This is a genomic window from Candidatus Endoriftia persephonae, assembly GCF_023733635.1.
Classification (GTDB): domain Bacteria; phylum Pseudomonadota; class Gammaproteobacteria; order Chromatiales; family Chromatiaceae; genus Endoriftia; species Endoriftia persephonae.
This window is the reverse complement of the sequence record NZ_CP090569.1, coordinates 1,491,119-1,504,485: the sequence shown is the minus strand read 5'-3', so window position 1 is coordinate 1,504,485 and position 13,367 is coordinate 1,491,119. Positions and strand designations below refer to the sequence as shown.

Here is a 13,367-nt window from a genome sequence, read left to right as displayed (position 1 = left end):
CTGACGCAGACAGACTCCCTCCAGCACCCATTAAAATCTATATTTATCAATAATAATCAATACGTTACTATTTCTGTACGGACACTGTTCATGCAATTAGAATAAACCCGGCTCTGATATTAAAACAAAGTTAAAAAAACCAATTTCCAACTGAGGAGGAAAGTAATGAAAACGGTCTACGGAATCATTGCACACACAGTATTTGCACTGACCCTGACACTCTCTCAAACAGCAGCGGCTTCCGCTGATATCACCAAGGAAAACACTGGCATTCATGCAGCGATGAAGCTCTATTCCCAAGCGCTGCCTTTGGATATCGACTCCCCGAAGAGAGCAGAGCTACTGGATCAGTCCGCATCAATTCTGCAAAAGGTCATCGAGAACAATCCAGAATCACTGGAGGCACACCGTAAGTTGATGGGGGTCTATCTATTGAAACAGGATTACAGTAATGGAATCCGCACCATGCAGAGTGCAATCACCCTCTCCCCTGAAGACCCAAAACTGTTTATTACCCTGGCCTTCCTCTATGAGCATTCAGGCGCCTTCGAATACGCAAAAGCAATGCTGAACCAAGCATTGGCGCTAGATCCCAACCAGAAGATTGCTAAAGAATACAAAATCGTCATTCAGCAAAAAATCGACGCCCTGAACATGGATCAGCTCCACAAGGGAAAGAAGCTGATGGGGGCAAATCACGGAAAACCAGCAGATACTACACATTCCCCCGTTGATCCCAAATGATAACGGACAGATCCAACACCCACGAGAACTGTTTCGCTCCCTCTGAACCCTGCCTGCAGCAGGGTTCCGTTGTTTGCTAGAGAGACTGCTATTACACCCGATCCGCACCCCATAACCGATTGATTATAGGGCCTCATTCAGTGGGTTCTAAAGCTCCCTTCCCAATCTAACTGACTCTAAATTCCAAAGGTTGCCATGAAGAACTTTCGTAACTTCTCAAGAATCTCATGCAACGCATCTCTTCCTGACAAGGAGAGAGATTGGCGCATAAAGTCATTGAGAATACTGCTTACACCACTCGTTGCCTCTGTGTTGATCTGCAACTCAGCGCTTGCAGATGAGATGCGCCTGGAGCAGCGAATCACTGATCTGGAAAATCGAGTGACTGCGCTTGAGCGATTATTGGAGGAGACAAACGCCAAAGATCGCTGGAAGGACCCCATTCTCTGGCGACGAATCAAGAGAGAGATGAGCAGCGACGATATCCAGAAACTGCTAGGCAAGCCGGCTCGAATTGAACAACAGATATTCACCAGCTGGTACTACCATCCAAGCTCCAAGTTACACAGCTATGTATGGTTTGATGAAGGCAAGGTTCTTGGGTGGGAGGTGCCGGACTGATTATCAGGCATTGCGCATGACTTCATCGCACACGTACAGAATCACAACCCAGAAAAAAACCCTCCGCCCCGCAAGGGGTGGAGGGTTTTCCATCTAGAAAGACAGTCGTTTTAAAACGTTACTTAGTGTTCCTTGTAACGGTTTTTAAACTCTTCCTGACGTGCCTTACGAGCCTTGGCCTTGGCCGGATCCATCTTGCCAAGGAACCACTTGTGCTCTTCCATATTCAGCACCTCATCCAGAACCTTCGCCAGATTTTCTGCTGCCTTCTTGTCGGCTGCACTACCGTGCTTGCCATGCTCGATTAGCTCTTTCAGCTCAGGAACCAGCTCGGTGTAGAAGTTCTTACCCAGATCGTAAGTACCTTCCCAGTGAGTGATATCCGGCCCCTGCATGGAAGCCGCCATACGTGCACGACGTCCCTCATGATGCCATAGCTCAAACCAGATAAAGTCGATCTTGTTCGAGAACTTTGGCCCTTTGATCAGCGGCTTGGCAGCCTTCATCAGCTTCAACCCAGGCTCGCCATACTTGCGGTTGTAGAGATCGACCAGACCGTCATACTGGGTGTACCAGTTCTCTGTCCAACTCTCTTCATGGCAAGCGTTACAGACATCTTTCATCTTGTCGCGACGATCTTCCCATCCCACGGTACCTTTAACCCAACCCTGCTTCTTGGAGACAGGAGGACGGTTGTTCCAGCTCAGACGATCGCCCACATCATGGGTAATGCCCTGCTTTCTGGTTGCACTCATGTGGCAGGTAGCACAGGTTGGTGCTACGTAGTAGTCCTCACCCACGACCCACTTGGCGTTGTCCATGTTCATCTTCTCGCGGTCTGCGCGATAGGCGATACCGTGTTTGGACTCGTTGTAGATCTCGATCTGAGGATGATCTGGCCCCATGTGACACTTGCCGCAGTTCTCAGGCTGACGCGCCTGTGCTGCAGAAAACTGGTGGCGAGAGTGACAAGCTGCGCAGCTACCCTTGGAGCCATCCGGATTGATTCGACCAATACCGGTGTTCGGCCAAGTCGCTGGATCCAGTTGACCATCCTTCAGTACCTTCACCTGAGATCCGTGGCACTGCCAGCAACCATTAACTGCCGCTGCCGAGTTACCCTCAGGGAATCCTTCGGTAATGAAGCCACTATCGCCTTCAATAACCTCTGCGAGCAGGTTATCCAGAGAACCCATAATCTTACCGGCATCCGCATGGTGAGATTTCTTCATCTCTGCCGCTTCAGCCTCATGACAGTTCGCACAGTCTTTAGGTGAAACGATAATCGAGATATGTTTCTTCACCTTCTTGTCGTCATGGATATAGGCATCCGGGTCTTTGGCATCCGCCGCATGACACTCGTAACAACCTACATTGGCACCATAGTGTTTGCTGGCACCCCATGCCTGAATCAGGCCAGGGTTATTCTTTTTATGGCACTTAACGCACGCCTTGGTTTCAGTAGACATCTCTTTCGGAGGGGCTTTGACCGACGCGACTGCAAACCCGTGGGTAAGCAGCAGTGCGGCACCAATCCCCAGTAGCCACCATTTTCTCATCGCTTTCATCTCCTCAGCAATGTTGAACGCCGGTAAGGGTACCGACAACCTGATCAGGGAAAGCGAAAGCGTTGCAATCCAATCCGTGTTACCAACCAGAAGCAGAAAAAATGATTGAACCTTCCAGTATCGACACACTTCTACAAGCGATAGTCGACTCGGAATACATCATTAACCCGGACAGGAAAAAGTGATAAAGGCTGGGAGTGTTTTCTCCCACCAACCCTACAGATACAACTAGACAGGGACAGCATGGCTTCGCAAACTGCGCGAATTTCCTTCTTATTCTTCAGCTTTCGCGAGGCGAATGCTCACATCCTGTTCGTGGAGTCACCTTGATCGTAATCAAGAATGCTTATAGGGGTTTACCTTAATACGACCCCGACCCCTCCTAACCTTAAACACCGCTTTATGCGACAATTCCGTCGCCTGTTTATCGCACGGAATTCTGATGACCTCAGCACAGCTCAGACCTCACTCCCCCTTCCAGCCCCCATTTCCTGAAGGTGACGCAGAGCGTCTGCAGTGGGGCGGGTTGCGTGGCAGCAGCATAGCGCTCGCAATCGCCCGCAGCGCAGAGGCCTTTGAGGGATTGACGCTGGTGGTCACCGATGAGGTCCAGAGCGCCAACCGGCTGGAAAGCGCGCTGGGGTTCTTCCTCGAAGAGCAGGGCCTGCCGGTGATCGCCCTACCCGACTGGGAGACCCTCCCCTACGACGTCTTCTCGCCGTTGCCGGAGTTGATCTCACAACGTCTGCTGACGCTCTACCAACTGCCGCGCACCCAGCGGGCGATTCTGGTGCTGCCGGTCAGCACCCTGATGCAGCGTCTGCCGCCGCCATCCTTCCTCGAACACCACGCCTTGATTATCGACATCGGTCAGCAACTCAATCTGGACCAGACCCGCAGGCGTCTGGAGCGCAGCGGCTACCAGTGCGTCTCCCAAGTGCTGGGACATGGCGAGTTCGCGGTGCGCGGCTCGCTGCTGGATGTGTTCCCGATGGGCAGTGAACAGCCCTTCCGCATCGACCTGTTCGATGACGAGGTGGAGACCATCCGCACCTTCGATCCGGAGAGCCAGCGCTCGCTGGAGAAGATCGACAAGATCCACATGCTGCCGGCCCGCGAGTTCCCCCTCGACGAGGCTGGCACCACCCTGTTCCGCCGCAACTACCGCAATCAGTTCGAGGGCGACCTGCAGCGCAGCCTGATCTACCAGGAGGTCAGCGAAGGCCGGTTGCCCGGCGGGCTGGAGTACTACCTGCCGCTGTTTTTCGAACAGACCGCCACACTCTTCGACTATCTGCCAGAAAATCGCCTGCTGATGATCGATGCAGGGGTGCGGGAGCAGGCCGAAGCCTTTTTCCAACAGGTAGAGGAACGCTTCGCAGAGCGCCGCCACGACATCGAGCGTCCTCTGCTACCACCTCAGCAGCTCTACCTCAGCCCGGACGAACTCTCCACCGCACTCAAACAGGGTGCCTCTATCCGCTACCAGTCGAACGAGATCGCCCAACGTAGCAAAGGCTATAGCGCGCCCATCAACTTCGACAGCCAACTGTTGCCGCCGCTGGCAATCCAGGCCCGGGCGCAGCACCCCGCCGCAGCGCTGCAGGCGTTTCTCGCCGACCACAACCACCGGGTGTTGTTTATCGCCGAGAGCGCCGGCCGCCGTGAGATCCTGCTGTCGACCCTGAAAGACTTTGGCATCAGCGCCCAGCTGGTCGAGAATTGGCACAGCTTCCTCGCCAGCGACATCCCGATCGGCCTAACCGTCGCGCCTCTCGAACAGGGGCTGCTGCTAGACGATATCGCCCTGATCACCGAGGCCCAACTCTACGGTGAACGGGTGCGTCAGGAGCGGCGCCGGCGCAAGGTCAGCCAAGACCCGGACCAGATCGTGCGCAACCTCACCGAGCTGCACGTCGGCGCGCCGGTGGTCCACGAAGAGCATGGCGTCGGCCGCTACCTCGGTCTGCAGACCCTGGAGGTCGGCGGCATGACCACCGAGTTTCTCACCCTGGAGTATGCCAAGGGGGACAAGCTCTACGTGCCGGTCGCCTCACTGCACCTGATCAGTCGCTACGCCGGCGCCTCACCGGAGAACGCACCGCTGCACCGGCTCGGCAGCGACCAGTGGGAGAAGGTCAAAAAGCGCGCCGCCAAGCAGGTGCGCGACGTGGCGGCGGAACTGCTGGAGATCTACGCTCGCCGCGCCGCTCGTCAGGGTGTCGCTTTCCCCGAGCCCGATGCCGAGTATCAGGCCTTTGCTGCCTCCTTCGAGTTCGAGGAGACCCCGGACCAGCAGCAGACCATCGAATCGGTGCTGGCCGATATGGCATCACCTCAGCCGATGGACCGGGTGGTGTGCGGCGATGTCGGCTTCGGCAAGACCGAGGTGGCAATGCGCGCCACCTTCATGGCGACCCAGGGCAACAAGCAGGTCGCGGTACTGGTCCCCACTACCCTGCTCGCCCAGCAGCACTATCAGAACTTCGCCGACCGTTTCGCCGACTGGCCGGTGCGGGTCGAAAGCCTGTCGCGCTTCCGCACTGGCAAGCAGCAGCAGAAGGTGATCGACGGCCTAGCCGACGGCACCATCGACATCGTGATAGGCACCCACAAACTGCTCTCGGATAGCATCAGCTTCAAGGATCTGGGCTTGGTTATCATCGACGAGGAACACCGCTTCGGGGTACGCCACAAGGAGCGGTTCAAGGCGCTGCGCAGCGAGGTCGACCTACTCACCCTCACCGCCACCCCGATCCCACGCACCCTCAACATGGCGATGTCGGGGATGCGCGACCTATCTGTGATCGCCACCCCACCGGCGCTGCGCCATCCGGTCAAGACCTTCATCAGCCAGTGGAACGACGCGCTGATCCAGGAAGCCTGCCAGCGTGAGCTGAAGCGCGGCGGGCAGATCTACTTTCTGCATAACGAGGTCAGCACCATCGAGAACATAGCGCAGCGTCTCGAAGAGCTGCTGCCCGGAGTGCGCCTGCAGGTGGCCCACGGCCAGATGCGCGAGCGCGAGCTGGAAGGCATCATGCGTGACTTCTACCATCAGCGCTTCAACCTGCTGGTCTGCACCACCATCGTTGAGAGTGGCATCGACGTGCCAACCGCCAACACCATGATCATCAACCGTGCCGACAAACTGGGGCTGGCCCAGCTGCACCAGATCCGCGGTCGGGTCGGGCGCTCCCACCACCGCGCCTACGCCTATCTGCTAACACCGCCACCCCGCACCCTCACCGCCGATGCCAGGAAGCGGCTGGAGGCGATCGAGTCACTGGAGGATCTGGGAGCGGGCTTCACCCTTGCCACCCACGACCTGGAGATCCGCGGCGCCGGCGAGCTGCTGGGGGAGGGGCAGAGCGGACAGATCCAGGAGATCGGCTTCACCCTCTACACCGAGTTGCTGGAACGGGCGGTGCAGGCACTCAAGGCCGGCAGGCAACCGGAGCTCGACCGCCCCCTCGACCACGGCACCGAGATCGAACTGCAGATCCCGGCGCTGCTGCCCGACGACTACCTGCCCGACGTGCACAGCCGTCTGGTGCTCTACAAACGCATCGCCAGCGCTGCCAACCAGGATGAGCTGCGCGAGCTGCAGGTGGAGATGATCGACCGCTTTGGCCTGCTGCCGGAGGCGGCCAAGAACCTGTTCGAGATCACCGCCCTGAAGCTGCGCGTGCATACACTCGGCATCCGTAAGATCGAGGGCGGACCTCAGGGCGCCCGAATCCTGTTCGACCGCGAGCCGAAGATCGATCCGGCCCAGTTGATCCGCCTGATCCAGAGTCGACCCTCGATGTATAAACTGGATGGGGCGGACAAACTGCGCTTCTTCGATGATCTAAGCGACCCGGCCAGCCGGGTCGAGCGCATCGGACGGTTGATCGATACCCTGATGGGTTAGACAATGCCGGCAACCGCAGGAACGACGCTCGCGGCGCTCCTATCTACTAGAACAGAACCGATTCAGAGAGAGGCACTATCCAGCGTGAAGACCGCCCCATTTATTCGATCTCTGCTGGCGTGGCTCTGCCTCGCCACCAACCTGGCCTGGGCCGAAGAGCTGCCGCAAAGCGAAGCGCCGCCCTGGTACCAGTTTGAGATCATCATCTTCGAGCGCACCGCTGCAGGCGCAGGTTCAACAGAGTACTGGCCCAACGATGGCGAGCGACCATCCGTGTTGAACGCCCTGCCGATCGATCTTGGCCCCCAGCCTGAGCCGTCTGTGGAAGATGAAGCCAGCCCTGTCGCCTATCAGCCACTGCCTGCCAGTGAGCTGCAACTCTCTGCTGAGGTGGCACGGCTACAACGCTCCCGTAACTACCGGCCACTGCTGCATGGCGCCTGGCGCCAGCAGGTGGTCAAACCTGCTGAGGCACAGACTCTGCTTATCCACTTTGATAATAGAGATGGCAGCGTTCAGGAGGCACAGAACGCTGCGCCAACCTGGCTGGAGGGCACTCTCAGGGTGGGGGTCAAACGCTACCTCCATCTGGAGGCTGATCTGCTGCTGCGCAAATGGCCTTTAAATGGAGCCACCGACACTGCAGGCGGCGACTTTCGCAGCTACCGGATGCGGGCAAACCGCCGCATGCGCAGCGGCGAGCTGCACTATCTTGATCACCCACTGCTCGGCATCCTGTTCACCGCCAGCCGCTATCAGCTACCGGAAGCTGAAGAGCCGGCAGAGGAGACGACTGTTGAGGTTGCTGAGCCAACCCCGCAGAGCGCCCCTGCCGAAGCGGCCCCGACTTCGCCAGCCACGTCACCGACAACTGAGCCAACTGAGCCAACTGAGCCAACTGAGCCAACTGAGCCAACTGAGCCAACCGAGTCTGGGCAGTAGGCGCCAACAGGCCCGCAATTGTGGGGCTGGCTTCTCTCTGACTATGGCTTGAGATGGGGTGAAATCTGCTTGGCTAGACGATCTCCAAGACGCGCCACCACCACTGCAGTAGCCGCCACAATCGCCTCCGCATCTGCGCCTGCGCCTGCGATCGCCTCACGCAGGCTGATCCTGCCCAGCGCCACCAGCTGTCTCCCGGCCGGTGCATAGAGGGTCCAGCGCCCCCTCAATGTGAGATCGCCTGCCTGGGTAGCATCGAGCTGATCGATCTGCAGCGACAGCTCATAGGCGGGGCGCAGTGCATCATGCCAGGGGGCGACTATCACCTGCTCTGCACCGAAGTGCTGTTCCAGTGAGCGGCTCAATACGCTGCGCAGATTCTCCTGCAGCGGGCCTGCCCAGCGATCGAACTCATTCAGCTCCAGCCGATGCGGGCCGTTGCGAACCAGGATCTGGGGTCGGTCAAGATAGTCGGCCAGCCCTACGCTGCTGATCCCCAACAACGGCTGTGTGGTGATCATCCGACTCTGTTCCAGCGTCTCCTGCAGGGGAGACATCAGGTAGAAGCGGCTCGACTGGGACGTGGTGCTGCAGCCGGTCAACAGCGCCAACACAATCAACGCTACTCCTGTCACCCCTCTCCTCTCTACTCTGTTCATTACTGCTTTCCTCTGATCAGCGCCTCCGGATGGCGCTCAAGGTAGTCGGCCCAGATGCTGATCGAATGGGCGGCAGCGGAGAGCTCCTGCAGCGCCCGTTTGATCTCGCCGTTCAATGGTTCCGCACTCTTCACCAAATTTTCCGCAGACTCAAAGCTGTCGCTGGCCTTGACGAATGCTGCATCTCCCGAGGCCATGGTCTTGTCCCAGCTCGCCAGCGCCCTCTGCAGGCTGCCATCGGCCTGGGCCACCAGTTGGCGTGAGTCCTGGGCCACCTGGGTCCACTCTTTCAGCAGCGGCCCCGTTTGTTGTCTCAGTTCGGCGACAGCCTGCCGAATCTCAACTGTCATCTGCAGACTGCTCTCCATCAGTTCAGGAGTCTGCTCCTCCAGTTGCTTACTGAGGCGTTCAAGCCGTCCGACCAACACAGCCACTTGCTGTGCCATGGCCGGGAAATCGGCACCATTGACGATCTTTTCGATGCCGTTGAGGATGCTAATGGCGGTCTGTGTAATCTCCTCCAGGGGCAGATCTTCCAGGGTTCTGGCGATCTTCTCCATCCCGGTGACGATGGTCGGCAGTTCACGGTAGTCACTCTGACGATTCATCAATCGCACCCTGGTATCGGGATGAAACCCCAGCTCCACCTGCAATTGGCCGGTCACTAGGCTCTGCAGGGTAAGGCTGGCGCGCAATCCTTTTTTGATCAGCTCTTCTACCAGCTTGCCATCCTTTTCCGGCACTATCTTTCGGCTTATGCCGACCTTATTCATATCGACGCTGATCACAACCGGGATATCCACCCGCAGGCTCTGTTCATCAAACAGCACCGAGACACTCTCGACCTGACCAATATGCACGCCGCGGAAGGTCACCGGCGCTCCCACATTCAGCCCCTTCACATTACCTTCAAAATAGAGAATAAAACGTACACTCTGTTCGGAAAATCCACGGCCACCAACGAACATTATCGCGACGATGCCGAGTGCCAATGCACTCAGAACAAACAGGCCGATCAGAGTCGGATTAGGCCGGTTCATCATGGTTCTCGTTCCTTGTGCTTATCAAATCAGGTCAGCCCGCTTCACCGCGGGTCAGAAAACGTTTCACCCGTGGGTCTTCTGTCTCCTGCAGAAGATACTTGGGGTGGCCCCAGGCGATCATGGTCTTGCTGTCGGGGTCGAGAAAGATGGAATTGTTGCCGATGGCGAAGATGCTCGCCAGTTCGTGGGTCACCACCACCACTGTCGCCCCCAGGCTCTCGCTCAGCTCCAGGATCAGATCGTCGAGCATGCGTGCGCTGACCGGATCGAGACCAGCGGAGGGTTCGTCAAAGTAGAGGATCTCCGGATCGAGCGCCATCGCCCGCGCCAACCCTGCCCGCTTCTGCATGCCGCCACTGATCTCCGAGGGGTAGTACTCCTCAAACCCCTTCAGCCCCACCAGCGCCAATTTGTAGGAGACCAGATCACGGATCTCCGCCGCCGACAGCCGAGTGTACTCCTGCAGCGGCAGAGCGATGTTCTCCGCCAGGGTCATGGAGCTCCACAGGCCGCCATTCTGGTAGAGCACTCCGGCGCTGCGCATCAGCTGGTCGCGCTCCTCCGGGTGCAGGGTCCAGAACGATTCACCGTTGATCAGAATCCGCCCGGCTGCCGGCTCTTTCAGGCCGATCAGGTGGCGCAGCAGGGTGCTCTTGCCACAGCCGCTTCCACCCATGATGATGAAGATGTCACCGTGCCGAATGCGAAAATCGAGATCCCGCTGGATCACGAAATCTCCATAGGCCATGGTCAAACCCTCCACCACCAGGTGGGACTCGATCGATCCTCCGGCTGCCAGCCGATCCAGTCTATCCATCAGATCCCCAAGCGATTGTAAATGATGGTGGTGATGGCATCCCAGACTACGATCAGCAGGATCGCTGTAACCATCGCTGAGGTCGTAGCCTTGCCCACCGCGGCTGAGTTGCGCTCACTCTGCAGCCCGCGTAAACAGCCGGAGAGTGCGATCACCACCGCGAAGATCAGGCCCTTGATCATCCCAGTCAGCACATCCATCAGATTAATCGCTTCCTGGGTCTGCTGCAGGTAGTGCAGCAGACTGATATCGAGCAGTGCGGCGGCAACGATCAGGCCACCGACGATCCCCAGCACATCGGACCAGATGCAGAGCAGTGGCAACATCAGAATCAGCGACAGGCTGCGTGGCAGCACCAGATACTCCATCGGTGAGATACCAAAGGTGCGCAGCGCATCCACCTCCTCGTTGACCTGCATCGAGCCAAGCTGGGCAGCATAGGCAGAGCCGGTGCGACCAGCCATGATGATGGCGGTCATCATCGCCCCCATCTCGCGCACCATACCCAAGCCAACCAGATTGGCGACATAGATCTGCGCACCGAACATCTGCAGCTGCACCGCACCAACAAACGCCAGCACCGCCCCCACCAGCAGACTGATCAGGCTAACGATGGGTAGCGCCTCAACCCCCGCCGATTGCAGAAAGTGGCCAAAATCAACCCAGCGGAAGCGAGCCCGGCCGCTAAAGAAACGCAGCAGCGCCAGCAGCCATTCACCGATAAAGGTGACAAACGCCGCCAGGTCGGTGACAAAGGCGATCGCCCATCCTCCCAACACAGAGAGCAGGGTTTGGCGCTTTGGCTCGCGGCGCGCACCCTCGCGCTCTGGTACCGCTTGGGCAAGCCTCAGTAGACGTCTGGCACCGCCCGGCACCCCCTCATCATCGAATGCGACTGATTCGGAGCCGGCCCACTCCGAGAGTCTCAGCAACAGGGTGACAAATCCGCTATCCCAGCCTGAGAGTGCACTTGAATCGAATTCAATCCGAGTCAGCGAGCTGCCGGCCGCCCTGATCTGCTCAATCAAGCCGTTACCATCCAGCGGACGCCCATCACCAAGCCAGGCGCCAACGAACGAGATCTTCAGCGTTGTCTCATCCGCAGCGTCGATTCTCAACGATGCCGGCTCACGCGCCTCCACACTCCCCCCTGAAATGCTGTTCCACAACCGCCCCGATCATCAAACCCTGGAGCGCAGGCGTCAAGGATCAAGTTTCCTTGAGGATGGCCGCTAGCCTCTTGGGAATAAAAAACAATCACTAAAACCAGCATCAAGCCGGCCCGACAGAGATGATAGAGACCGTGAAAGCAGACGCTCCCAATCTAAAACTCCATGGCACCGCACTGGTCGCCGACGATGAACTCTCCAACCGGGTCATTCTGAATGCCCTGCTGAAAAAACTGGGCTACCAGGTCATCCAGGCGGTCGATGGTGCCGATGCCGTCGAGAAGTTCCGCCAACACAGCATTGATATCGTGTTGATGGATGTGATGATGCCGGTGATGGACGGCTATGCCGCTACCGAGATCATCAAATCGGAGACTGCCGACAAATTCATCCCGGTACTGTTCCTCACAGCGATGACTGACGACAAGGCGCTGGCCCGCTGTATCGAGGTTGGCGGTGACGACTTTCTCACCAAACCCTACAACCACACCGTGCTCTCCGCCAAGATCCAGTCGATGGAACGCATCCAGAACCTGCATCAGGATATCCGCATGCTCTACAACCGCATGCAGATGGACGAAGAGATAGCCGAGCAGGTCTTCAGCGGTGCGGTGTTGGCGGGCAATGTGGTACTCGATCAGATCTCGCATCTGCACAAGCCCGCCAGCATCTTCAGCGGTGACATCATGCTGACTGCCTATTCGCCCTCCCACGATCTGCATGTGCTGTTGGGGGATTTCACCGGTCACGGGCTGGCCGCCGCACTCGGCGCCCTGCCGACCTCTGAGGTGTTCCGCTCGATGACCGCCAAGGGCTTCTCGCCGCCGCAGATCCTGCAGGGCATCAACAGCAAGCTCCACAAGATGCTGCCGACCGGCATGTTTCTGGCCGCACAGTTCGTCAAGATCAGCGCCTCGCTCGACTACATCACGGTCTTCAACTGCGGCATGCCTGATCTATTCGTCATCGATGGCAACACGCGCCGTATCAAGAACCGCCTGGAATCCCGCAGTATGCCCCTAGGGATCATACCCGACTCCAATTTTCAGGAGGATGCCCAGCATATCCGGGTCGGGCTGGGTGACCGGGTGCTTCTCACCACCGATGGCGTCTCTGAGGCGCGTGATCCGACAGGTGAATACTTCGGCTCCGAGAGACTTATCACCGCCATCGAGCAAAGTGGCGAGCAGGCGTTTATTCTCGACAATGTCTCCTCGGCGCTCGACCGCTTCTGCAGCGATGCCCCGCAGGATGATGACATCACCATGGTGGAGCTGCCGCTGTTGCCCGAGCTGCTACCCTCCTGGCGGGTCGATCAACTGCTCGCCGAGCAGACACATGTCGACCCCAACAGCCTGCTCGATCACGACTCCGATAGCGTCGAGTTCCATATCACCCTGCGCGGCATGCAACTGCGCAAGGCGGACCCGGTGCCGCTGCTGATCAACTATATCCAGGAGATGGTGGGGATACGCACACACAATCAGGTGCTCTTCACCATCCTCACCGAGCTCTTCATCAACGCCCTGGACCACGGCGTACTCGGCCTCGATTCGAGCCTCAAAGAGGGGCCGGATGGCTTTACCCGCTACTTCGAGGAGCGCGATCGGATGCTCAGCCAACTCAACGAAGGCTCGGTACACATTGGACTGAGGATACACCCCCAGGCTAACGGCGGATGGATCGTCATACAGATCGAAGACAGCGGCCCAGGCTTTGATTTTGCCAACGCAACCAGCGCGCAGGGGGAGAAACCATTGTTCAGCGGCCGGGGCATCCAGCTTCTCTCCAGCCTGTGTGAATCGTTCTCTTACCTAGAGCCAGGAAACAGAGCCGAAGCGATCTATGCCTGGACCAATGAATAAGCGGGCATCTGCCAATCACCATG

Annotated in this window: 10 protein-coding genes; 5 read left to right on the top strand and 5 right to left on the bottom strand. The window is 58.0% G+C overall.

Annotated features, from left to right (window positions below; translation table 11 throughout):
• Positions 1-165 precede the first annotated feature (165 nt).
• Together L0Y14_RS06815 and L0Y14_RS06810 are read left to right on the top strand one after the other, a co-directional pair.
• On the top strand, positions 166-744 hold the full coding sequence (locus L0Y14_RS06815) for a tetratricopeptide repeat protein (RefSeq protein WP_005959829.1): 579 nt from the start codon (positions 166-168) through the stop codon (positions 742-744).
• 342 nt (positions 745-1,086) lie between these two features.
• Entirely contained in the window at positions 1,087-1,365 is a 279-nt protein-coding gene (locus L0Y14_RS06810; RefSeq protein WP_006474121.1) for a hypothetical protein, read from the top strand.
• 122 nt (positions 1,366-1,487) lie between these two features.
• On the opposite strand, the gene L0Y14_RS06805 is transcribed toward L0Y14_RS06810, so the two are convergent.
• Entirely contained in the window at positions 1,488-2,933 is a 1,446-nt protein-coding gene (locus L0Y14_RS06805; RefSeq protein ID WP_039959688.1) for a multiheme c-type cytochrome, read from the bottom strand.
• A gap of 442 nt (positions 2,934-3,375) precedes the next feature.
• On the opposite strand from L0Y14_RS06805, the gene mfd reads away from it, so the two are divergent.
• Both mfd and L0Y14_RS06795 read left to right on the top strand, forming a co-directional pair.
• A complete protein-coding gene (mfd, locus tag L0Y14_RS06800) occupies positions 3,376-6,849 on the top strand; it encodes a transcription-repair coupling factor (RefSeq protein ID WP_006474119.1) in 3,474 nt (1,157 codons plus the stop codon).
• An 84-nt stretch (positions 6,850-6,933) separates the two neighbouring features.
• Positions 6,934-7,791 carry a CsiV family protein gene (locus L0Y14_RS06795; protein WP_006474118.1) on the top strand — a complete coding sequence of 286 codons (858 nt, stop codon included), beginning with the start codon at positions 6,934-6,936 and terminating at the stop codon, positions 7,789-7,791.
• A gap of 41 nt (positions 7,792-7,832) precedes the next feature.
• On the opposite strand, the gene L0Y14_RS06790 is transcribed toward L0Y14_RS06795, so the two are convergent.
• From L0Y14_RS06790 to L0Y14_RS06775, 4 genes are all read right to left on the bottom strand, one after another.
• Complete coding sequence (locus L0Y14_RS06790; protein ID WP_138921752.1) at positions 7,833-8,450, bottom strand: PqiC family protein; 618 nt, start codon at positions 8,448-8,450, stop codon at positions 7,833-7,835.
• Complete coding sequence (locus L0Y14_RS06785; RefSeq protein WP_005966256.1) at positions 8,450-9,493, bottom strand: MlaD family protein; 1,044 nt, start codon at positions 9,491-9,493, stop codon at positions 8,450-8,452. The genes L0Y14_RS06790 and L0Y14_RS06785 overlap by 1 nt, the downstream gene beginning before the upstream one ends.
• Positions 9,494-9,524: 31 nt before the next feature.
• Positions 9,525-10,241, bottom strand: a complete 717-nt coding sequence (locus L0Y14_RS06780; RefSeq protein WP_006474116.1) for an ABC transporter ATP-binding protein — start codon at positions 10,239-10,241, stop codon at positions 9,525-9,527.
• A 68-nt stretch (positions 10,242-10,309) separates the two neighbouring features.
• Positions 10,310-11,452, bottom strand: coding sequence for an MlaE family ABC transporter permease (locus L0Y14_RS06775; protein WP_006474115.1), 1,143 nt, complete (start codon positions 11,450-11,452; stop codon positions 10,310-10,312).
• 161 nt (positions 11,453-11,613) lie between these two features.
• On the opposite strand from L0Y14_RS06775, the gene L0Y14_RS06770 reads away from it, so the two are divergent.
• Complete coding sequence (locus L0Y14_RS06770; RefSeq protein WP_006474114.1) at positions 11,614-13,344, top strand: ATP-binding SpoIIE family protein phosphatase; 1,731 nt, start codon at positions 11,614-11,616, stop codon at positions 13,342-13,344.
• Positions 13,345-13,367: the final 23 nt, after the last annotated feature.